Below are 21,549 nucleotides of genomic sequence, written 5' to 3'. Positions count from 1 at the left end.
AACCGTTTTTGAATCTTTCACACAGTGCATCAATCAAACTTATGGCTATTTTAAACATCCTCGAATTCCCAGACTCGCGTCTGCGCACCATCGCCAAACCCGTGGCGGTTGTGGACGACGAAGTCCGTCAGTTGATCGATGACATGTTTGAAACCATGTACGAGGCGCCGGGCATTGGCCTGGCCGCGACTCAGGTCAACGTGCATAAACGCATTGTCGTCATGGACCTGAGCGAAGACCGCAGCGAACCGCTGGTGCTGATCAACCCCGAGCTTGAAATGCTCACCGACGAGATGGGCCAGTATCAGGAAGGCTGCCTCTCGGTACCGGGTTACTACGAAAACGTTGACCGCCCGCAGCGGGTAAAAATCAAGGCGCTGGACCGTGACGGCAAACCTTTCGAAATGATCGCCGAAGGCCTGCTGGCCGTGTGCATCCAGCACGAATGCGACCACCTCAATGGCAAGCTGTTCGTCGATTATCTGTCTACGCTCAAGCGTGACCGGATCAAGAAGAAGCTGGAAAAACTGCACCGCCAGAACGCTTGATAGTCCTTATCTCAATTCTGTAGTCGCTGCCCAGGCACTAAGGCTGCGATCGGGCAGAGCCCGTAAAGCCAGCTATTCCCAAGTGCCTGGCATACCGAAGTTGAGTGATTGACGAGAGCTGCGTCGAACCTGATCGCAGCCTCGTACCTCGACAGCGACTACAGGCATCTATCGGGATTACTCCCGCCCCCCCATTCCAAGTGAGTAATTCATGACTGAGCCACTGCGCATCGTATTTGCCGGCACCCCGGAATTCGCCGCGGAACACCTCAAGGCGCTGCTCGACAGCCCTTACGAGATCGTCGCGGTCTACACCCAGCCGGATCGCCCGGCCGGGCGCGGGCAAAAGCTGATGCCGAGCCCGGTCAAGCAACTGGCGCTGGAACACCACATCGCTGTCATGCAGCCGCCCACGCTGCGGGCTCCCGAGGCTCAAGCCGAGCTGGCAGCCCTCAAGCCCGACTTGCTGGTGGTGGTGGCCTACGGTCTGATCCTGCCGCAAGTGGTGCTGGATATTCCGCGCCTGGGCTGTATCAACAGCCATGCCTCCTTGCTGCCACGCTGGCGTGGGGCGGCGCCGATTCAGCGGGCCATCGAGGCCGGCGATAGCGAAAGCGGCGTGACCGTGATGCGCATGGAGGCGGGTCTGGACACCGGCCCGATGCTGCTCAAGACCGTCACCCCGATCACCGGTGCAGACACAGGTGGCAGCCTGCACGACCGTCTGGCCGAACTGGGCCCACCTGCGGTGATTGAAGCAATCGCAGGCCTGGCGGCAGGCACGCTGCAAGGCGAAGTGCAGGACGACAGTCTGGCCACCTACGCCCACAAGCTGAATAAAGATGAGGCGCGCATCGACTGGAGCCGCCCGGCAGTGGAGCTGGAGCGTCTGGTTCGGGCTTTCAATCCGTGGCCGATTTGCCACAGCACACTCAATGGCGAAGCTCTGAAAGTACTGGCCGCCACTGTCGCCGACGCCCGGGGCGCACCGGGACAAATCCTCGCAGCGAGTAAAGACGGCCTGATCGTCGGCTGCGGTGAAGGCGCGTTGTGCCTGACACGTCTGCAATTGCCCGGCGGCAAAGCGCTGAACTTCAGCGATTTTTTCAACAGTCGCCGTGAGAAATTCGCCGTCGGCATTACCCTCGGTCAAACGGAAAGCGCGCAATGAATCCTCGTCTGGCCGCCGCCAAGGCACTGACTGCAGTACTGAACGGCAAAGCATCACTCAACAGCTCGTTGCCGCTGCAACTGGACAAGGTTGAGGCCCGTGATCGCGGCCTGACCCAGGATCTGGCATTCGGTACCGCCCGCTGGCAGCCTCGCTTGTCGGCGCTGGCCAACAAGCTGCTGCAAAAGCCGTTCAAGGCGGCCGACGCCGATGTCGAGGCGCTGCTGCTGGTGGGTCTGTATCAACTGCTGTACACCCGCATTCCAGCCCACGCCGCCATTGGCGAAACCGTGGGCTGTGCTGACAAGCTGAAAAAACCCTGGGCCAAAGCCCTGCTCAACGCCGTGCTGCGTAATGCACAACGCGAGAGCGAAGCCCTGCTGACCGAGCTGGAGCACGACCCGGTGGTGCGTACCGCACACCCGCGCTGGCTGCAAAAATCCCTGAAAGCTTTCTGGCCGCAACAATGGGAAGCCATTTGCGCCGCCAACAACGCGCATCCGCCAATGATTCTGCGGGTCAACCGGCGCCATAAAACCCGTGATGCCTACCTGCAACTGCTGGTCGAGAGCGGTATCGAAGCTCAGCCCTGCGTGTTCAGCCAGGACGGCATTGTGCTGGCTGAACCCTGCGATGTACGCAACCTGCCGGGCTTTGCCGAAGGCTGGATCAGCGTGCAGGACGAAGCCGCACAACTGGCCGCCGACCTGCTGGACCTGGCGCCGGGCCAACGGGTACTCGATGCCTGCTGCGCCCCGGGCGGCAAGACCTGCCACATTCTTGAGGTCGAGCCAGAACTGGCCGGCGTAGTGGCGGTGGATCTGGAAGCCAAGCGCCTGGTACGGGTGCGGGAAAACCTTGAGCGTCTGGGCCTGAGCGCCGAACTGATTGCTGCCGATGGCCGTGACACCGCCACCTGGTGGGACGGCAAGCCTTTCCAGCGCATTCTGCTCGATGCACCGTGCTCGGCGACCGGGGTGATTCGTCGTCACCCGGACATCAAGCTGACCCGCCAACCGGACGACATTGCCGCACTCGCCACCCTGCAAGGTGAATTGCTGGACGCGATGTGGCCAACCCTGGAAGTCGGCGGCATCCTGCTCTACGCCACCTGCTCGACGTTGCCGACCGAAAACACCGAGGTGATCGAGGCGTTCCTGGCCCGTACGCCGGGTGCGCGGGAGCTGGATATCGCCGGTCAGTTCGGCATCAAGCAGCCCCATGGCCGCCAGTTGCTGGCCCAGGAGGGCGGGCACGATGGCTTCTATTACGCCAAACTGATCAAGATCGCAGCCGCCCGCGGCTAATCGACAAAGGACTGACGGCATGAAAATCATCATCCTCGGCGCAGGTCAGGTCGGCGGCTCGCTGGCCGAGCATCTGGCCAGCGAAGCCAACGACATTACCGTGGTCGATACCGATGGCGATCGCCTGCGGGATCTGGGCGACCGGCTCGACATTCGTACTATTCAGGGCCGCGCCTCGCTGCCCAATGTGCTGCGTCAGGCCGGGGCCGATGATGCCGACATGCTGGTGGCAGTGACCAACAGTGACGAAACCAACATGGTGGCGTGCCAGGTGGCCTACACCCTGTTTCACACCCCGACCAAAATCGCCCGGGTACGTGAAGCCGCCTATCTGACACGGGGTGGCGAACTGTTCGATAACGACGCGATCCCGGTGGACGTGTTGATCAGTCCCGAGCAAGTGGTGACCAACTACATCAAGCGCCTGATCGAGCACCCCGGCGCTTTGCAGGTTATCGACTTTGCCGAAGGCAAAGCCCAGCTGGTGGCGGTCAAGGCGTACTACGGCGGCCCTCTGATCGGCCAGCAGTTACGCCAGTTACGCGAACACATGCCGAATGTGGATACGCGGGTAGCGGCAATTTTCCGACGTGACCGTCCCATTACGCCCCGGGGCGACACGGTTATCGAGGCAGATGATGAAGTGTTTTTCATCGCCGCCAAGGCCAACATTCGCGCAGTGATGAGCGAAATGCGCCGCCTCGATGAAAGCTACAAACGCATTGTGATTGCCGGTGGCGGGCAGATCGGCGAACGCCTGGCCGAAGCCATTGAAAACCGTTATCAGGTCAAGATCATCGAGATGAACCCGGCGCGTTGCCGGTATCTGTCAGATACCCTGGACAACACCGTAGTCCTGCAGGGCAGCGCTTCGGATCGCGACTTGATGCTCGAAGAGAACATCGCCGATGCCGACCTGTTTTTGGCCCTGACCAACGACGACGAGGCCAACATCATGTCCTCGCTGCTGGCCAAACGCCTGGGCGCGAAGAAGGTGATGACCATCATCAACAACCCGGCCTACGTGGACCTGATCCAGGGCGGTGAAATCGACATCGCCATCAGCCCGCAACTGGCGACCATCGGCACCTTGCTGGCCCACGTGCGGCGTGGCGACATTGTCAGCGTGCACTCATTGCGCCGGGGCGCAGCGGAGGCCATCGAAGCGATTGCCCACGGTGATTCGAAGTCGAGCAAAGTGATTGGCCGCCGGATCGGCGAAATCCACTTGCCGCCGGGCACCACGATCGGCGCAATCATTCGCGACGAAGAAGTGCTGATTGCCCACGACTCCACTGTGATCAATGCCGGCGACCACGTGATTTTGTTCCTTGTGGATAAAAAGCATATTCGCGACGTGGAGAAGCTGTTCCACGTGGGCCTGAGTTTTTTCTAAGGAGTCACGGATGCTCGAATCACTGGAAAAAATGCTGGCCAAGGGTGTGGATAACTCACTGCTGCGCTTCGGCCTGGGCAAGGGTTATCTCGACCTTGGGGAAAACCTCAAGGCGGCGGAGCATTTACAGCGCTGTGTGGAGTTTGATCCCAAATATTCCGCGGCCTGGAAATTGCTGGGCAAGGCGCATCTGGCGGCAGGGGATCGCGGGGCGGCCCGCACGGCGTGGGAGCAGGGGCTTGAGGCAGCCCGTGCCCATGGCGACAAACAGGCCGAGAAAGAAATGACCGTGTTTTTGAAGAAGCTGGATAAACAGCTTTAACACCACTGATCTGCGTAGGAGCGAGCGTGCTCGCGAGCCCTTCGCACAGCTCGCTCCTACAGATACAGCGGTCTAACGCCCTAGTACCAGCGCGCCTCGCCAGGCGGACGCTTTTTGAAGCGCTTCATGCTCCACATGTACTGGCTCGGGTAAGCCCGTACATACTTCTCCACCACCTGACTCATGGCTGCACACGAAGTTTCAGTGTCGGTGCTGTACATGGCTTCAGGGGCCGCCTCGAGAATCACCTTGAAACCCGAACCGTCCGGCAGGCGCAATGCGTGCAGGAATACCCCCACCGCTTTGCCACCCGCCAGCATGTTCGGCACGAACTTGCTGGTCAGGGCCATGGTGCCGAGGAATGGCACGAAAATACCGGCCGACTCAGCGGGTTCCGGGTCTGCCGGAATGCCTACCTGCCCCCCTTTGCGCACTTCCTTGATGACACTCAAAATGCCTTCTTTGGTCGACGCTGCCACGCGGTTGCCCAGCTGCACGCGCTGCTTGCGCAACAGTTCGTCTACCGCCTTGAGCTTGGGCGGACGGTAGAAAATGATCGGCTTGCACTGGCTGCAATAGAAGTGGTTGAGCACTTCCCAGTTGCCCAGGTGGCTGGTGATGCCGACGACACCTTTACCTGAGGCAAGGGCCTGCTTGAGCACGTCCAGGCCTTCGACTTCACGCACCAGGTCAATCGAACGCTGGGCGGGCCAGATCCAGGCGCAAGCGCTCTCGGTCAGGCTCTTGCCGATATCCTTGAGGCTTTGTCCCACCAGTTGTTCACGGGCCACCGGGTCCATCTCGGGGAAGCATTTGGCCAGGTTGATGCGCACCACCTCGCGCGAGCGATTGGGCAGTTTCCACATTAGCCAGCCGATACCGGAGCCGACCCGTTGAACCGCACTCCACGGGAGCATGGCGAATAACCGCAGAGCCCCGACCAGCAGGGCGCCTTTAAACTTTTCCACAGGGTTTTCTCTTTAAAAAAACGTTTTCTGCAGGGGCGAGCAAGCTCGCTCCTGTAGGTCTGTATTGGGCAGCATTCTAACCGCCGTTCGCCAGCTGAGCGTAGCGGTCACAGGTGGTGGCGTGATCCATGACCATGCCACTGGCCTGCATGAAGGCATAACAAATGGTCGGTCCGACGAACGTGAATCCGGCTTTTTTCAACCCTTTGCTCATGGCTTCAGCCTCTGCGGTGACGGCCGGAAACTCATGGCGTTCAGTGAAGTGGTTGATCTTCGGTTTGCCGCCCACAAAGGACCATAGATACTCGACCGGGTTATCCAGCGCCAGCCAGGCCCGGGCGTTACGCCTTGCCCCGGTAATTTTCAGGCGGTTACGGATAATCCCGGGATCGAGCATCAAGGCCTCGATTTCGGCATCGGTCATGGCTGCCAGACGCTGCACATCAAAGCCGAACATGACCTTGCGATAGTGCTCGCGTTTGCGCAGAACAGTGATCCAGGACAAACCGGCCTGGAACCCTTCGAGCAATAACAACTCGAAGAGCCCATGCGCGTCGCGCAACGGCACGCCCCACTCTTGATCGTGGTACGCCGCATACAGCGGGTCTTCTGGACACCAGAAACAACGTGGCATATAGGCTCCAAGGGGTGGAGGCGCGACCGAATCGGGTATACTCCCGCTCTTTAAATCGCAGCCCAAGAAACAGGTGAATTTGTGAGCCAGCCTACGCCAGCAGTGCGTACCTTCCAAGACTTGATCCTCGCCCTCCAGCAATACTGGGCCGAGCAAGGTTGTGTGGTGCTTCAGCCCTACGATATGGAAGTGGGCGCCGGCACATTCCATACCGCCACGTTTCTGCGCTCTCTGGGCCCGGAAACCTGGAACGCCGCTTATGTGCAGCCCAGTCGTCGTCCGACTGACGGCCGCTACGGCGAAAACCCGAACCGTCTGCAGCATTACTACCAGTTCCAGGTAGTACTCAAGCCCAATCCGCCTAATTTTCAGGAGCTGTACCTGGGCTCGCTGAAGCACATCGGCCTGGATCCGCTGGTGCACGACATTCGTTTCGTGGAAGACAACTGGGAATCGCCGACACTGGGCGCCTGGGGTCTGGGCTGGGAAATCTGGCTCAACGGCATGGAAGTCACGCAGTTCACTTACTTCCAGCAAGTAGGCGGCATCGAGTGCTACCCGGTAACCGGCGAAATCACCTACGGCCTCGAGCGTCTGGCGATGTACCTGCAGGGTGTGGATTCAGTCTACGACCTGGTATGGACTGACGGCCCGTTCGGCAAAGTGACCTACGGCGACGTGTTCCACCAGAACGAAGTCGAGCAATCGACTTACAACTTCGAACACGCCAACGTCGACAAACTGTTCGAACTGTTCGATTTCTATGAAAGCGAAGCCAAGCGTCTGATCGAGCTCGATCAACCGCTGCCGCTGCCAAGCTACGAGATGGTGCTCAAGGCATCCCACACGTTCAACCTGCTGGATGCGCGCCGGGCCATTTCGGTCACTGCACGCCAGCAGTACATCTTGCGTGTGCGGACCCTGGCGCGCTCGGTGGCCCAGGCGTATCTCGAAGCCCGCGCCAAGCTCGGCTTCCCGATGGCTCCACCTGATTTGCGTGATGAAGTGTTGGCTAAGTTGGAGGCTGCACAATGAGTGCTCAAGATTTTCTGGTTGAACTGGGCACTGAAGAACTGCCGCCAAAAGCCCTGAATACCCTGGCCGAAGCTTTCCTGGCCGGGATTGAAAAAGGCCTGCAAAGCGCAGGTTTGAAATTCAGCGCGAAAAAAGTTTACGCCGCGCCCCGTCGTCTGGCCGTGCTGCTGACTCAGCTCGAAACCCAGCAACCGGATCGCAGCATCAACATCGACGGCCCGCCACGCCAGGCCGCCTTCGATGCTGAAGGTAACCCGACCCAGGCGGCCCTCGGGTTTGCCAAGAAATGTGGCGTTGAACTGAGCGAAATCGATCAGAGCGGTCCAAAACTGCGTTTCAGCCAGGTCATCGTCGGCAAGCCGACCGCCAGCCTGCTGCCGACCATCGTTGAAGACTCGCTGAACGATCTGCCTATTCCCAAGCGCATGCGCTGGGGTGCCCGCAAGGTCGAGTTCGTGCGTCCGACCCAATGGCTGGTGATGTTGCTGGGCGATGAAGTCATCGACTGCACGATCCTGGCTCAGAAATCCGGTCGCGACTCCCGTGGTCACCGCTTCCACCACCCGGAAAGTGTGCGCATCAGCGCTCCGGCCAACTACCTCGAAGACCTGCGCCAAGCCCACGTGCTGGCGGATTTCAACGAGCGTCGCGAGTTGATTTCCAAGCGTGTGGCCGAACTGGCAACCATGCAGGAAGGTACCGCAATCGTGCCGCCAGCCCTGCTGGACGAAGTGACCGCGCTGGTTGAATGGCCGGTACCGCTGGTGTGCTCTTTCGAAGAGCGCTTCCTCGATGTGCCGCAAGAAGCCCTGATCACCACCATGCAGGACAACCAGAAGTATTTCTGCCTGCTGGACGTTGATGGCAAGTTGCTGCCGCGTTTCATTACTGTGGCCAACATCGAGAGCAAAGACCCGCAGCAGATCGTCTCGGGTAACGAGAAAGTGGTTCGCCCGCGCCTGACCGACGCCGAGTTTTTCTTCAAGCAAGACAAGAAGCAGACTCTGGAAAGCTTCAACCTGCGCCTGCAAAACGTAGTGTTCCAGGCGCAGCTGGGCAGCGTTTACGACAAGGCGGTGCGGGTTTCCAAGCTGGCAGCGTTGATTGCTCCGCGCATTGGTGGCGACGCACAGCGCGCAGCCCGTGCCGGCCTGCTGTCCAAGTGCGACCTGGCCACTGAAATGGTCGGCGAGTTCCCGGAGATGCAAGGCATTGCCGGTTACTACTACGCCCTCAACGATGGCGAGCCGCAGGATGTTGCGCTGGCATTGAACGAACAGTACATGCCACGCGGTGCTGGCGCCGAGTTGCCGGGTACCCTGACCGGCGCGGCAGTGGCCATTGCTGACAAGCTCGACACCCTGGTCGGTATTTTCGGCATCGGCATGCTGCCTACCGGTAGCAAAGACCCCTATGCACTGCGTCGTGCAGCGCTGGGTATCTTGCGGATACTGATCGACAAGAAACTCGACCTCGACCTGACCGAAGCGGTGAACTTCGCTGTCAGCGCATTCGGCGCCAAGATCAAGTCGGCCGGCCTGGCTGACCAGGTGCTGGAGTTCATCTTCGACCGCCTGCGTGCGCGTTACGAAGATGAAGGCGTGGACGTCGCCACTTACCTTTCGGTACGTGCGTTGAACCCGACCTCGGCACTGGATTTCGATCAGCGTGTGCAAGCAGTACAGGCCTTCCGTCAATTGCCGGAAGCCGCCGCCCTGGCCGCGGTGAACAAGCGCGTATCGAACCTGCTGAGCAAAGTTGAAGGCACGGTTTCGACCCATGTCGAGGCGCGTTATTTCGATAATGCCAGTGAGTTCTCGCTGTTCTCGGCCATCCAGAAAGCCGACGAAGCAGTACAGCCAATGGCAGCTGCCCGCCAGTACAACGAAGCGCTGACACGTCTGGCATCGTTGCGCGAGCCTGTGGATGCGTTCTTTGAAGCGGTCATGATCAACGCTGAAGACCCGAGTGTGCGGGCTAACCGCTATGCACTGCTGGCGCGCTTGCGCGGTCTGTTCCTGGGCGTTGCCGACATTTCGCTGCTGGGCTAAGGGGTTTACTGTTGAAACTGCTGATTCTCGATCGGGACGGAGTGATCAATTATGACTCCGACGCTTACATCAAGTCTGTCGAGGAGTGGCTCCCGCTCCCTGGCGCGATCGAGGCCATTGCGCAGTTGAGCAAGTCGGGCTGGACCGTCGCGGTCGCGACCAACCAGTCCGGCATTGCCCGCGGCTACTACAGCGTCGCGACCCTGGAGGCCATGCATGAGCGTTTACGGGCGCTCGTGGCCGAGCAGGGTGGCGAGGTCGGCTTGATTGTTTACTGCCCTCACGGCCCCGACGAGGGTTGCGCTTGCCGCAAGCCAAAACCGGGCATGTTGCAGACCATTGCCGAGCATTACGGTGCTGATTTGGCCGAATGTTGGTTTGTCGGCGACAGTTTGGGTGACTTGCAGGCCGCACAAGCCGTCGATTCTCAGCCAGTTTTGGTAAAGACCGGAAAAGGCCTGCTGACTTTGGCCAAGAAGTTACCGGTCAATACCCTAATATTTGACGATCTGGCGGCAGTTGCCGCAGAACTTATCCACAAATAAAGCACCCCCGAACACCCGCCTGAACCCTTCGTGCAGGCCGGTTAAGCGGTGCTTTATCCGCAACGGTAAAAGTCGCTATGTCGATACTGCAGGCCATCAGAACCTTCTTCTTTTACCTGCTGCTGGGCACCAGCGCCCTGCTGTGGTGCTCACTGAGCTTTTTTGTCGCCCCGTTCCTGCCGTTTCGTGCGCGTTACCGGTTTATTAACGTGTACTGGTGCCGCTGCGCTCTGTGGCTGACCCGGGTGTTTCTTAACATTCAGGTTGAAGTGAAGGGTGCTGAAAATATTCCGCAACAGCCTTGCGTGATCCTGGCCAACCATCAAAGTACCTGGGAGACGTTTTTTCTCTCGGCCTACTTTCAGCCGTTGAGTCAGGTACTCAAGCGCGAGCTGCTGTATGTACCGTTCTTTGGCTGGGCGATGGCGATGCTGCGCCCGATTGCCATTGACCGCGACAACCCCAAGGCGGCGCTCAAGCACATCGCCAAAAAGGGCGACGAGCTGCTCAAGGACAACATTTGGGTGCTGATCTTTCCGGAAGGCACACGTGTGCCATTCGGTCAGGTGGGCAAGTTTTCCCGAGGCGGTACCGCACTGGCCGTAAACGCCGAGTTGCCGGTATTGCCGATAGCCCACAATGCCGGCAAATACTGGCCCAAGACAGGCTGGGCGAAAAAACCCGGCACCATTGAGCTGGTGATTGGCGAACCGATGTACGCCAATGGCACTGGGCCCCGGGCAATTGCAGAGCTCAATGACCGGGTGCAAGCCTGGAACGAGAGCACTCAGCGCGAAATGGGTTCACTGCCACCGGTGACGGCACCCACTGCAACCACAGACCAGGCGAATTGTGGATAACTTGTGCACAAGTTTTGGATTATCTTCATAAAACATCCGTAACTTAATGATTTATATACTTATTTCGCGGCATGACTTTTCAATGAAAAACGTGCATAAGTTTTTCCAGGCACTAAAAAAACCGGCTGATTAGCCGGTTTTTTTGTGCCTGACATATACCTGTCCTGTGTAGGAGCGAGCTTTTCAAGGGCTCGCAAGCAATCGAGCGTCGCTCCTGCAGGGTAATCGCCGTTTATATCTTGTCGATATCCACGTTTCGGGTTTCCTTCAGGCAGAGCATGCCCACTACCAGGCTGACCCCGGTGATCACCACCGGGTACCACAGCCCGTAGAAGATATCCCCGGTGTAGACCACCAGGGCAAAGGAGACGGTGGGCAAAAAGCCGCCGAACCAGCCATTGCCAATGTGATACGGCAGGGACATGGAGGTGTAGCGGATCCGGGTCGGGAACAGTTCCACCATCACTGCAGCCAGTGGGCCGTAGGTCATGGTTGCGATGAGCGTCAGCAGAACCATCATCAGCACCACCATCGGCTGGTTGACCGCACTCGGATCTGCCTTGGCGGGGTAGCCCGCTTCGTTGATCGCAGCGCGCATGGCCGCTTCGTCAAAGCCTTTGATCTGCGTCTCACCCACCGACACCTGGACATCAGTGCCCGGCGCCACGGCCTGGGAGGTGTAAGGCAGGCCCTGTTTGACCAGGAAGGTCTTGACCTTGTCACAGGGGCTGTCAAAACGCGCCTTACCCACCGGATCGAACTGGAAGGTGCAGGTTGCCGGGTCAGCCATCACTACAATCGGCGACTGACGGCTGGCCGTATCGATTTGCGGGTTGGCATAGTGGCTCAGGCCTTTGAACAGCGGGAAATACAGCACCGTGGCCAGCAATAGCCCGAGCATCAGAATGGGTTTACGACCTACGCGGTCCGACAGCCAGCCGAAAAAGATAAAGAACGGGGCGCCGATAACCACACTGATGATGAGCAGCATATTGGCCTGGGCCGGGTCCATCTTGAGCATCTGGGTAAGGAAGAACAGTACGTAAAACTGTGCCGTGTAAAAGGTCACGGCCTGGCCGGCGTTGATGCCGAACAGTGCAATCAGCACGATCTTGAGGTTTTCCCACTTGCCGAACGATTCCCGGATCGGCGATTTACTGGTTTTACCTTCAGCCTTCATTTTTACGAAGGCCGGGGACTCATGCATGCTCATGCGGATCCAGGTCGAGATGCCCAGCAGCACGATGGACAACAGGAACGGCAGGCGCCAGCCCCAGACTTCAAACTGGTCACCGGTCAGGTAGCGGCAGCTCAGTACCACCACCAGCGACAGCAGCAGCCCCAGGGTGGCAGTTGATTGAATCCAGCTGGTATTGAAACCGCGTTTGCCGGGCGCTGCGTGCTCCGCCACGTAGGTCGCCGCGCCGCCGTATTCACCGCCCAACGCCAGCCCCTGGAGCATGCGTAACAGCACGAGCATGATCGGTGCCGCAATGCCGATGCTGGTGTAAGTGGGTAGCAGCCCCACGGCAAAGGTCGATAAACCCATCAGAATGATGGTCATGAGGAAGGTGTATTTACGCCCGATCATGTCGCCCAACCGGCCAAATACCAATGCACCGAAGGGTCTCACCAGAAAGCCGGCGGCGAAGGCCATCAAGGCAAAAATGAACGCTGTGGTGTCGTTGACCCCGGCAAAAAACTGTTTGCTGAGAACGGTCGCCAAAGCGCCATACAAGAAAAAGTCATACCACTCGAAAACCGTCCCGAGGGATGACGCAAAAATGATCTTTCGTTCTTCACGGCCGGTTGTTCCCTTGGCAGAAACAGCCTGTTGTGCAATTGAGTCTGACATGTGCAATGCCCTCAGCCCCATGAATGGGGCCACAGTGATTATTGTTGTTGTCCACTGTCGGTTGCGGATGACTGCGTCCGAAACCACGATCGCATTCAGGCGACCGGTGCTGCTTGTGTGCGGGTGTTTTCTGTTTCTCGTGTGTGAACAGGCGCCGCAAGAATCAGCTGCGCGGCCTTTTCGCCAATCATCAAGGTTGGTGAGCAGGTATTGCCTGAAACGATGAGGGGCATGATCGACGCGTCTGCCACCCTTAAGCCTGGCACCCCGTGTACCCGCAGCTCGGCATCGACCACCGCGTCTGCGTCCTGCCCCATGCGACAAGTGCCCACCGGGTGAAAGATCGTGGTGCCGATGCGCGCGGCAGCCTCATAGAGCTCCTGCTCGGTCTGCAACGCCAGGCCCGGGAGGTATTCCTCGGGTGAAAAGACTTGCAGGGCAGGGCTGGCCACGATGCGGCGGGTCATGCGAATGGCATCTGCCGCGACCTTTAGATCATCGGGGTGGCTCAGGTAATTGGGATCGATAAGCGGCGCGTCGTCCGGGTTGGCCGAGCGGATATCAACCCGGCCACGGCTTTTGGGGCGCAAGTTGCACACCGAAGCGGTGAAAGCCGGGAAGCTGTGCAGCGGCTCGCCAAAACGCTCAAGGGACAGCGGCTGCACATGGTATTGCAGGTTGGCCGAAGGTTGATCCGCAGCGGATTTGACGAAAGCCCCCAATTGACTCGGTGCCATGGCCAGTGGACCACTGCGGTCGTATGCATATCGCAGGCCCATGCCGATCTTGCCCCACAGGCTATTGGCCACCTGGTTAAGGGTGCGCGCCCTGGTCAGTTTGAAGATCAGACGCAGTTGCAGGTGGTCCTGCAGGTTACCGCCGACGCCGGGCAGTTCGTGCTGCACAGTTATCCCCAGGCTTTCCAGGAGCGGGCGAGGGCCGATGCCCGAGCGCTGCAAGATGCCCGGAGAACCAATGGAGCCGGCACACAGGATGATTTCGCGACGGGCGGTAAAGGCCTGTTCGATACCTTGCCTGCGGGCGTTGACCCGGGTGGCGCGACCTTGATCAAGTACGACTTTTTCGACCTGCACATCGGTCAATACGGTCAGGTTAGGCCGTTTGAGTACTGGCCGTAAAAATGCCTTGGAAGCATTCCAGCGCACACCGGCCCGCTGGTTAACCTGAAAATATCCACAGCCCTGATTGTCGCCGCCGTTGAAATCGTCAACGGTGGCAATGCCGCTTTGCTCGGCGGCATCACGGAACGCATCCAGAATCGGCCACGAGTAGCGCTGTTGCTCGACCCGCCACTCGCCGTCAGCACTGTGCAAATCCGAGTTGCCGGCAAAGTGTTTTTCACTGCGTTTGAACAGCGGCAGTACGTCTTTCCAGGCCCAGCCCGAATTGCCCAGCTCGGCCCAGCGGTCGTAATCGCTCGACTGGCCACGCATATAAATCATGCCGTTGATCGACGAACTGCCACCCAGCACCTTGCCCCGTGGATAACTCAGGCTGCGGCCTTGCAAACCGGCCTGGGCCTCGGTTTTGAAGCACCAGTCGGTACGCGGGTTACCAATGCAATAGAGGTAGCCCACGGGGATGTGAATCCACGGGTAGTTATCCTGACCGCCCGCTTCGAGCAGCAGCACGCTATGACGGGGATCGGCAGACAGCCGATTCGCCAGCACTGAACCCGCAGGTCCGGCGCCCACCACGATAAAGTCGTACACCTTGCTGGCTGATGTCATGCATCACCTTTTTATTGTTCTTGTCCTGCACCATCGTATTGATTAATTCCGAGTTTGAAACGCGTGATTTCGCCCATGGCTTGTGCGTTTTTGCACTGCCCCCTCAAAAGTGCCGGGACGGGTATTGCGCATCCCCAACTGCATGACCCGCAAAAGTCGCTGCAACCCAGCGACTGGATCAGCACCCGATGCACCTTGCACAAATCTGTAAGGCAGCGGGTAGTGGGGATGTTTGCTGGAATTTTGTGTAACTGAGCATGGACTGTTATTGGCGCCACAGGATTTTTTCCCATAAAAAAAGCCAACGCTTAGCGTTGGCTTTTTTTGTACTGCTCGCTACACCATCAGAAGTCCAGGTTGGACACTGCCAGTGCGTTGCTCTCGATGAATTCACGGCGCGGTTCTACGGCGTCGCCCATCAAGGTGTTGAAGATCTGGTCGGCACCGACCGCGTCTTCGATGGTGACTTTCAGCATGCGACGCACGCTTGGGTCCATCGTGGTTTCCCAGAGCTGATCCGGGTTCATTTCACCCAGACCTTTGTAGCGCTGGATGGTATGACGCTTGGTGCTTTCGGCCATCAACCAGTCCAGTGCTTCCTTGAACTCGGTCACGGCTTTTTTGCGCTCGCCACGCTGGATGTAAGCGCCTTCGTCCAGCAGAGTGCTGAGTTGAGCGCCCAGGGTCACAACGGTTTTGTAGTCGTTGCTGCCGAAGAAGTCTCGGTTGAAGGTGATGAAGGTCGAGTGGCCGTGGGAGATCAGTTCGACTTCCGGCAACCAGACATTACGCTCGCGATCTTCGCGCAGGCTGGCCTTGTAGACCAGACCCGACTTCTCGACCAGACGCAGGCGGGCTTCGTATTTCACCATCCACTCCTGCATGGCAGCGTGGTCACCCAACTGCTCGAGGGTAACGGCCGGCAGGTAGATGAAGTGCTCGGTCAGCTCCTGTGGGTACAGGCGCGACAAACGCTTGAGCGTCTTCATTACCATGCGGAAGTCGTGTACCAGACGCTCCAGCGCTTCTCCGGAGATGCCAGGGGCATCTTCGTTCAAGTGCAGGCTCGCATCTTCAAGGGCCGACTGGGTCATGTACTCTTCCATGGCCTCGTCGTCTTTGATGTATTGCTCTTGCTTGCCCTTTTTCACTTTGTACAACGGCGGCTGAGCGATGTAGATGTAGCCACGCTCGATCAGTTCCGGCAGCTGACGGAAGAAGAAGGTCAGCAGCAGGGTACGGATGTGGGAACCGTCGACGTCAGCATCGGTCATGATGATGATGTTGTGATAACGCAGTTTTTCGATGTTGTACTCGTCGCGGCCAATACCGCAACCCAGTGCAGTGATCAAGGTGCCCACTTCTTGCGAAGAGATCATCTTGTCGAAACGCGCTTTCTCAACGTTAAGAATCTTGCCTTTCAACGGCAGGATCGCTTGGGTACGGCGGTTACGTCCCTGCTTGGCGGAACCGCCAGCAGAGTCACCTTCCACGAGGTACAGTTCGGACAGCGCCGGATCTTTTTCCTGGCAGTCGGCCAGTTTGCCCGGCAAGCCTGCGATGTCGAGCGCGCCTTTACGACGGGTCATCTCACGGGCTTTACGTGCTGCTTCACGGGCACGTGCCGCGTCGATCATCTTGCCGACGATCAGCTTGGCTTCGTTCGGGTTTTCCAGCAGGAAGTCGGAGAAGAAGCGGCCCATTTCCTGTTCAACAGCGGTCTTCACTTCAGAAGAAACCAGCTTGTCTTTGGTCTGGGAGCTGAACTTCGGATCCGGCACTTTCACCGAGATGATCGCGGTCAGGCCTTCACGGGCGTCATCACCGGTGGTGGCGACCTTGTGCTTTTTGGCCAGACCTTCTGCTTCGATGTAAGTGTTGAGGTTACGCGTCAGGGCAGAGCGGAAGCCCACCAGGTGCGTACCGCCATCGCGCTGCGGAATGTTGTTGGTGAAGCACAACAGGTTCTCGTTGAAGCTGTCGTTCCACTGCAGGGCGATTTCTACGCCGATGCCGTCTTCACGTTGAACACTGAAGTGGAACACCTGGTTGACCGGAGTCTTGTTGGTGTTCAGGTAATCGACGAATGCACGCAGACCGCCTTCGTACTTGAACAGCTCTTCTTTACCGCTGCGCTCATCCTTGAGGACGATGCCGACACCGGAGTTCAGGAAGGACAGTTCACGAATCCGCTTGGCCAGGATGTCCCAGCTGAAGTGGATATTTTTGAAGGTCTGATCAGACGGCTTGAAATGGATCTGGGTGCCGGTGGTCTCGCTCTCGCCAACGATAGCCATCGGAGCTTGAGGCACGCCGTGAACGTAGGTCTGTTCCCAGATTTTGCCGCTACGACGTACAGTCAGTACCAGCAATTCGGAAAGGGCGTTTACAACAGACACACCTACACCGTGCAGGCCGCCGGATACTTTGTAGGAGTTGTCATCGAATTTACCGCCAGCGTGCAGCACGGTCATGATGACCTCGGCTGCAGAAACGCCTTCTTCTTTATGCACATCTACCGGAATGCCGCGGCCGTTGTCGCGCACGGTGATGGATTCATCCGGGTGGATGGTGATGGTGATGTCGTCGCAATGGCCAGCCAGCGCTTCGTCGATGGAGTTGTCGACTACTTCGAACACCATGTGGTGCAGACCGCTGCCATCGTCGGTGTCACCAATGTACATACCGGGACGTTTGCGTACGGCATCAAGGCCTTTCAGCACTTTAATGCTCGTTGAGTCGTACGTGTTTTCTTCGCTCAATGCCTTCACTCCCGATGGTCGTGGGTCTGGGTGATACAGCCCTGTTCCACGTGGAACAGGGCAACTGGCGTTTCCGTCTGCCAGCCTTCCCTCAATAATTCGTGATCTACACAGGTAATAAATACCTGGCAGCGTAAGTCTTCCAACAAGCGACACAAGGCGTTGCGATGCTGCTCGTCCAGCTCGGACGGCAAATCATCCACCAGATAAATACATTGGCCGCGTCGGGCCTGGCTAACCAAGTGCCCTTGAGCAATACGCAATGCACAGACCACTAACTTCTGCTGCCCCCGCGACAGGATCTCTGCTGCGTTGTTTGAGCCCAACTTAAGGCGCAAATCAGCACGTTGTGGTCCGGCCTGGGTGTGACCCATTTGCTGGTCCCGGTGGACGGACGCGGCGAGTACGGCACTCAGCTCACGGTCTTTGTCCCAACCACGGTAATAGCTCAGCGTTAAGCCTTCGAGTTGTAGCAACTCGCTTAAGGTCTGCTCAAAGACTGGTTTCAAGGCTTTGATGTAGGCGCGGCGGTATTCATCAATTTCGGCACTGGCCAGGCACAGTTCCCGGTCCCAGGCCGCTTGTGAAACGGCGTCGAGTGTACCATGCCGCAGCCATGAGTTCCGCTGCCGCAGGGCCTTCTGTAGCCGCTGCCAGGTCGACATGAAGCGCGGTTCCACATGGAACACACCCCAATCGAGAAACTGCCTGCGGATCTTGGGGGCGCCTTCCAGCAAGCGGAAGCTGTCCGGGTTGATCAATTGCAGCGGCAGGATCTCGGCCAGCTGTGCCGCACTGCGTGCGTTCTGGCCGTCGATCCGAATTTGAAACTCCCCTTGCCGGTCCCGGGAGATACCCAGCGCGCTGTGCCCGCCCTCAGCCAGCTCGACCTGGCCAAAAACTGTACAGCTCTGTTGCTCGTGGGCAATTACCGGATTGAGCCGCACGCTTCGAAACGAACGCGCCAGCCCCAACAAGTGAATGGCTTCAAGCACGCTGGTTTTTCCGCTGCCGTTGGCGCCGTACAAGATATTGATGCGGGGGGAAGGGGAGAAGGTCACCGGGTGCAGGTTACGCACCGCGGTGACTGTGACACGACTGAGGGACATCTAGCTTGGGCTGTGCATAAGTTACAGGCGCATCGGCATAACAACGTAGGCCGAGTCGTCGTTGTCAGACTCTTGCACCAGGGCACTGCTGTTGGAGTCAGACAGGATCAGTCGCACTTGTTCAGTGGTCATTACGCCCAGCACGTCCAGCAGATAGCTTACGTTAAAGCCGATTTCCAGCGAACCGCCGTTGTAGTCAACGCCCACTTCTTCTTCCGCTTCTTCCTGTTCCGGGTTATTGGCCTGAATCTTTAGCTGGCCATTGGCCAGTTGCAGGCGGATACCACGGTATTTCTCGTTGGACAGGATCGCGGTACGGCTGAACGCTTCACGCAGTGCCTGGCGATCACCAATCACGATCTTGTCACCGCCTTTGGGCAGCACACGCTCGTAGTCCGGGAACTTGCCGTCTACCAGCTTGGAGGTGAAGGTGAACTCGCCGGTGGTGGCACGGATGTGGTGAGCACCCAGAACGATGCTGACTTCACCATCCGGTTCGGTCAGCAAGCGCGCCAGCTCAAGGATACCCTTGCGCGGGACAATCACCTGGTGACGGTCCGGCTGGCCGATATCGGCTTTCATCGAGCACATGGCCAGACGGTGACCGTCAGTGGCCACGGCACGGATGATGCCGGCCGATACTTCCAGCAGCATGCCGTTGAGGTAGTAACGCACGTCCTGCTGGGCCATCGCGAAGCTGGTGCGCTCGATCAGGCGTCGCAGTTTGCTTTGCTGCAAGTTGCAGGTCAGCGAACCCGGGCCTTCTTCCACAGTCGGGAAATCGTTGGCTGGCAAGGTGGACAACGTAAAGCGGCTACGCCCGGCCTTGACCACCAGCTTGTTGTCGTCGAGCTTGATGTCGATCAGGGCATCGTTGGGCAAGCTTTTGCAGATATCCATCAGCTTGCGAGCAGGCACGGTGATTTCGCCTGGCTCAGCCGGCTCTTCCAGCTGTACCCGACCGACCAGCTCGACTTCAAGGTCGGTACCGGTCAGCGACAGTTGCTGGCCATCGACAACCAACAGCACGTTGGACAATACCGGCAAGGTCTGGCGGCGTTCAACAACGCCTGCGACCAGTTGCAGGGGTTTCAACAGGGCTTCGCGTTGAATGGTGAAATGCATGGTCTAGTCCCTTGCCTTAATAAGCTGCGCTGGTGTCATCAGGTTGTCAGAGTTCGCAGCAGGTTCTTGTAGTCCTCGCGGATGTCCGCGTCGGATTCCTTGAGTTCGTTGATCTTGCGGCATGCGTGCAAGACCGTGGTGTGATCGCGACCGCCAAACACGTCACCGATTTCCGGCAGACTGTGGTTGGTCAGTTCTTTGGACAGTGCCATGGCGACCTGACGTGGTCGCGCCACCGAGCGCGAACGGCGCTTGGACAGCAGGTCCGAAATCTTGATCTTGTAGTACTCGGCCACTGTGCGCTGGATGTTATCCACAGAGACCAGTTTGTCCTGTAGCGCCAGCAGGTCTTTAAGGGATTCGCGAATCAGCTCGATGGTGATGTCACGGCCCATAAAGTGCGAGTGAGCGATGACACGCTTGAGCGCACCTTCGAGCTCACGCACGTTGGAACGAATGCGCTGGGCAATGAAGAACGCTGCGTCGTGAGGCAGGTCGACCTTGGCCTGATCGGCTTTCTTCATCAGGATCGCGACCCGGGTCTCAAGCTCCGGCGGTTCAACAGCAACCGTCAGACCCCAGCCGAAGCGCGACTTGAGACGCTCTTCAAGACCTTCAATTTCTTTCGGATAACGGTCACTGGTGAGGATGACTTGCTGGCCGCCTTCAAGCAGGGCGTTGAAGGTATGGAAGAACTCTTCTTGCGAGCGCTCTTTGCGTGCGAAGAACTGAATATCATCGATCAGCAAGGCGTCCACCGAACGGTAGAAGCGCTTGAATTCGTTGATTGCGTTGAGCTGCAAGGCCTTGACCATGTCAGCTACAAAACGCTCGGAATGCAGGTACACGACCTTGGCATTCGGGTTCTTCTTCAGCAGGTGGTTACCCACCGCGTGCATCAAGTGAGTCTTACCCAGGCCAACGCCGCCATAAAGGAAGAGCGGGTTGTAACCGTGCTTGGGGTTATCCGCCACCTGCCACGCCGCAGCGCGGGCCAGTTGGTTGGACTTGCCTTCTACGAAGTTTTCGAAGGTAAAGGTGCGGTTCAGGTAGCTGGTGTGCTTGAGCGCACCTTCAACCTGAACAGTTCGCTGCTCGGCGCGTACAGGCGCCTGTTGCGAACTGGCACCCGCCATCGGGTCGAAGCTGGCACGCGAAGGTTCTTCGCTTGCTTGAGCCGACTGTTTAGGTGCGGGCGCTGACGCAGGAGCCGAGGCAGTCGGTGCGCTCGCCGGGGCCGGGGCTTGTTGAGAAGCCGCGGCCGCCAGCGGCGCATTGGGTGCTGCACGAGGAGCTGAACTGCGTTTGCTGCCTATTAATAAGGACAACGCAGGCGCCATGCCATTGCTGTGCTCATTCAACAGTTCGAGCAAACGGCTCAGATACTTCTCGTTGACCCAGTCGAGAACAAAGCGGTTGGGTGCATACACACGCAACTCGTCGCCTTCGGCTTCGACCTGTAGTGGACGGATCCAGGTGTTGAATTGCTGGGCAGGCAGTTCATCGCGCAAAAGCTCTACGCACTGCTGCCAAAGTTCCACTGACACGGATATCCCCTAAGTTGAAAGCCGGTGAGGCAAAAACAGGCGCCATTGTAGCGAGCACTCGCCCACTTATCCACATGTAGGTTGCCTGCCTATAAGGGGAGATTCGCCTTTTGGCTGTGAACAAAGCGACAAATGGTATGTGCATAAGGTCTGTGGATAAGCGGGCCTAAGCTCGTTGCACAAGTGGGGTCGAAACTCTGTGCATAACTGGCCTGTGGATAAATAGCCCTTTCGTGCACAGCTTATCCGAAGGTGCAGCACAGGCAGAGCACGGCTTCTCGACAGTGTTGTCATCCTCTGAGAACGTTGATTTATCTAGCCTAGAGCGAGTTATCCACAGAAGATGGCTTCCCTAAGTTTAATAAGCTTTATAAAAGAGCTTTAAATACTTCGTTTCTTTATTTTTATAGTTGGCTGGTGAATGGGCTGTGCAAAAGGCCAAACATCTATTTAGCAGTAAACGTTGGTTGGAAATTGACCTATCGGCTTGCTTTCTCTAGAATCGCCGGTCTCTTAAAACGGGGGCCATTCCGGCCCGTTGTGGACGAACCAGGTAGCACGAC

The 21,549-nt window shown here is 58.1% G+C and carries 17 protein-coding genes; 9 read left to right on the top strand and 8 right to left on the bottom strand.

Annotation, left to right across the window (positions count from 1 at the left end):
* Positions 1–41: 41 nt before the first annotated feature.
* From def to B195_RS00065, 5 genes are all read left to right on the top strand, one after another.
* Complete coding sequence (def, locus tag B195_RS00085) at positions 42–548, top strand: peptide deformylase (protein ID WP_003437949.1); 507 nt, start codon at positions 42–44, stop codon at positions 546–548.
* 211 nt (positions 549–759) lie between these two features.
* On the top strand, positions 760–1,719 hold the full coding sequence (fmt, locus tag B195_RS00080) for a methionyl-tRNA formyltransferase (protein ID WP_003437951.1): 960 nt from the start codon (positions 760–762) through the stop codon (positions 1,717–1,719).
* A complete protein-coding gene (gene rsmB, locus B195_RS00075) occupies positions 1,716–3,026 on the top strand; it encodes a 16S rRNA (cytosine(967)-C(5))-methyltransferase RsmB (protein ID WP_003437953.1) in 1,311 nt (436 codons plus the stop codon). Before fmt ends, rsmB begins: the two co-directional genes overlap by 4 nt.
* 19 nt (positions 3,027–3,045) lie before the next feature.
* Complete coding sequence (trkA, locus tag B195_RS00070; protein ID WP_003437955.1) at positions 3,046–4,422, top strand: Trk system potassium transporter TrkA; 1,377 nt, start codon at positions 3,046–3,048, stop codon at positions 4,420–4,422.
* Between the two features lie 10 nt (positions 4,423–4,432).
* Positions 4,433–4,744 (top strand): hypothetical protein, encoded by a 312-nt coding sequence (locus B195_RS00065; protein ID WP_003437958.1) that lies wholly within the window; start codon positions 4,433–4,435, stop codon positions 4,742–4,744.
* A gap of 80 nt (positions 4,745–4,824) precedes the next feature.
* Here the strand turns inward: B195_RS00065 and B195_RS00060 are convergent, their stop codons facing one another.
* Positions 4,825–5,712: a lysophospholipid acyltransferase gene (locus B195_RS00060; protein ID WP_003437960.1), complete on the bottom strand. Its 888-nt coding sequence runs from the start codon at positions 5,710–5,712 to the stop codon at positions 4,825–4,827.
* 76 nt (positions 5,713–5,788) lie between these two features.
* Positions 5,789–6,346, bottom strand: a complete 558-nt coding sequence (locus tag B195_RS00055; RefSeq protein WP_003437962.1) for a DNA-3-methyladenine glycosylase I — start codon at positions 6,344–6,346, stop codon at positions 5,789–5,791.
* Positions 6,347–6,427: 81 nt separating this feature from the next.
* Between B195_RS00055 and glyQ the strand changes: the two genes are divergently transcribed.
* From glyQ to B195_RS00035, 4 genes are all read left to right on the top strand, one after another.
* A complete protein-coding gene (glyQ, locus tag B195_RS00050) occupies positions 6,428–7,381 on the top strand; it encodes a glycine--tRNA ligase subunit alpha (RefSeq protein ID WP_003437964.1) in 954 nt (317 codons plus the stop codon).
* Complete coding sequence (glyS, locus tag B195_RS00045) at positions 7,378–9,432, top strand: glycine--tRNA ligase subunit beta (RefSeq protein ID WP_003437966.1); 2,055 nt, start codon at positions 7,378–7,380, stop codon at positions 9,430–9,432. Before glyQ ends, glyS begins: the two co-directional genes overlap by 4 nt.
* Before the next feature lie 8 nt (positions 9,433–9,440).
* Positions 9,441–9,977 (top strand): D-glycero-beta-D-manno-heptose 1,7-bisphosphate 7-phosphatase, encoded by a 537-nt coding sequence (gene gmhB / locus B195_RS00040; protein ID WP_029612713.1) that lies wholly within the window; start codon positions 9,441–9,443, stop codon positions 9,975–9,977.
* A 77-nt stretch (positions 9,978–10,054) separates the two neighbouring features.
* Positions 10,055–10,837 carry a 1-acyl-sn-glycerol-3-phosphate acyltransferase gene (locus tag B195_RS00035; protein WP_003437968.1) on the top strand — a complete coding sequence of 261 codons (783 nt, stop codon included), beginning with the start codon at positions 10,055–10,057 and terminating at the stop codon, positions 10,835–10,837.
* 232 nt (positions 10,838–11,069) lie between these two features.
* On the opposite strand, the gene B195_RS00030 is transcribed toward B195_RS00035, so the two are convergent.
* The 6 genes from B195_RS00030 to dnaA form a co-directional block, all read right to left on the bottom strand.
* Positions 11,070–12,692 carry an MFS transporter gene (locus B195_RS00030; protein ID WP_003437971.1) on the bottom strand — a complete coding sequence of 541 codons (1,623 nt, stop codon included), beginning with the start codon at positions 12,690–12,692 and terminating at the stop codon, positions 11,070–11,072.
* 95 nt (positions 12,693–12,787) lie between these two features.
* On the bottom strand, positions 12,788–14,443 hold the full coding sequence (locus B195_RS00025) for a GMC family oxidoreductase (RefSeq protein WP_003437973.1): 1,656 nt from the start codon (positions 14,441–14,443) through the stop codon (positions 12,788–12,790).
* A gap of 344 nt (positions 14,444–14,787) precedes the next feature.
* Positions 14,788–17,205 (bottom strand): DNA topoisomerase (ATP-hydrolyzing) subunit B, encoded by a 2,418-nt coding sequence (gene gyrB, locus B195_RS00020; RefSeq protein WP_003437974.1) that lies wholly within the window; start codon positions 17,203–17,205, stop codon positions 14,788–14,790.
* A 5-nt stretch (positions 17,206–17,210) separates the two neighbouring features.
* On the bottom strand, positions 17,211–18,314 hold the full coding sequence (recF, locus tag B195_RS00015; protein WP_003437976.1) for a DNA replication/repair protein RecF: 1,104 nt from the start codon (positions 18,312–18,314) through the stop codon (positions 17,211–17,213).
* Between the two features lie 21 nt (positions 18,315–18,335).
* On the bottom strand, positions 18,336–19,439 hold the full coding sequence (gene dnaN, locus B195_RS00010; RefSeq protein ID WP_003437977.1) for a DNA polymerase III subunit beta: 1,104 nt from the start codon (positions 19,437–19,439) through the stop codon (positions 18,336–18,338).
* A 38-nt stretch (positions 19,440–19,477) separates the two neighbouring features.
* Positions 19,478–20,986, bottom strand: coding sequence for a chromosomal replication initiator protein DnaA (gene dnaA / locus B195_RS00005; protein ID WP_003437978.1), 1,509 nt, complete (start codon positions 20,984–20,986; stop codon positions 19,478–19,480).
* Positions 20,987–21,549 lie beyond the last annotated feature (563 nt).

The sequence above is a fragment of the Pseudomonas sp. Lz4W genome (assembly GCF_000346225.2).
GTDB lineage: Bacteria > Pseudomonadota > Gammaproteobacteria > Pseudomonadales > Pseudomonadaceae > Aquipseudomonas > Aquipseudomonas paraversuta.
The sequence above is the reverse complement of the archived record's forward strand: the minus strand, read 5'-3'. Positions and strand labels throughout refer to the sequence as shown.

Excerpts from the sequence above, each read along its gene's own strand:
- trkA (WP_003437955.1), top strand. The coding sequence starts at position 3,046 with ATGAAAATCATCATCCTCGGCGCAGGTCAGGTCGGCGGCTCGCTGGCC.
- recF (WP_003437976.1), bottom strand. The coding sequence starts at position 18,314 with ATGTCCCTCAGTCGTGTCACAGTCACCGCGGTGCGTAACCTGCACCCG.
- B195_RS00025 (WP_003437973.1), bottom strand. The coding sequence starts at position 14,443 with ATGACATCAGCCAGCAAGGTGTACGACTTTATCGTGGTGGGCGCCGGA.
- B195_RS00035 (WP_003437968.1), top strand. The coding sequence starts at position 10,055 with ATGTCGATACTGCAGGCCATCAGAACCTTCTTCTTTTACCTGCTGCTG.
- B195_RS00055 (WP_003437962.1), bottom strand. The coding sequence starts at position 6,346 with ATGCCACGTTGTTTCTGGTGTCCAGAAGACCCGCTGTATGCGGCGTAC.
- fmt (WP_003437951.1), top strand. The coding sequence starts at position 760 with ATGACTGAGCCACTGCGCATCGTATTTGCCGGCACCCCGGAATTCGCC.
- dnaN (WP_003437977.1), bottom strand. The coding sequence starts at position 19,439 with ATGCATTTCACCATTCAACGCGAAGCCCTGTTGAAACCCCTGCAACTG.
- rsmB (WP_003437953.1), top strand. The coding sequence starts at position 1,716 with ATGAATCCTCGTCTGGCCGCCGCCAAGGCACTGACTGCAGTACTGAAC.
- glyS (WP_003437966.1), top strand. The coding sequence starts at position 7,378 with ATGAGTGCTCAAGATTTTCTGGTTGAACTGGGCACTGAAGAACTGCCG.
- B195_RS00065 (WP_003437958.1), top strand. The coding sequence starts at position 4,433 with ATGCTCGAATCACTGGAAAAAATGCTGGCCAAGGGTGTGGATAACTCA.
- def (WP_003437949.1), top strand. The coding sequence starts at position 42 with ATGGCTATTTTAAACATCCTCGAATTCCCAGACTCGCGTCTGCGCACC.
- B195_RS00030 (WP_003437971.1), bottom strand. The coding sequence starts at position 12,692 with ATGTCAGACTCAATTGCACAACAGGCTGTTTCTGCCAAGGGAACAACC.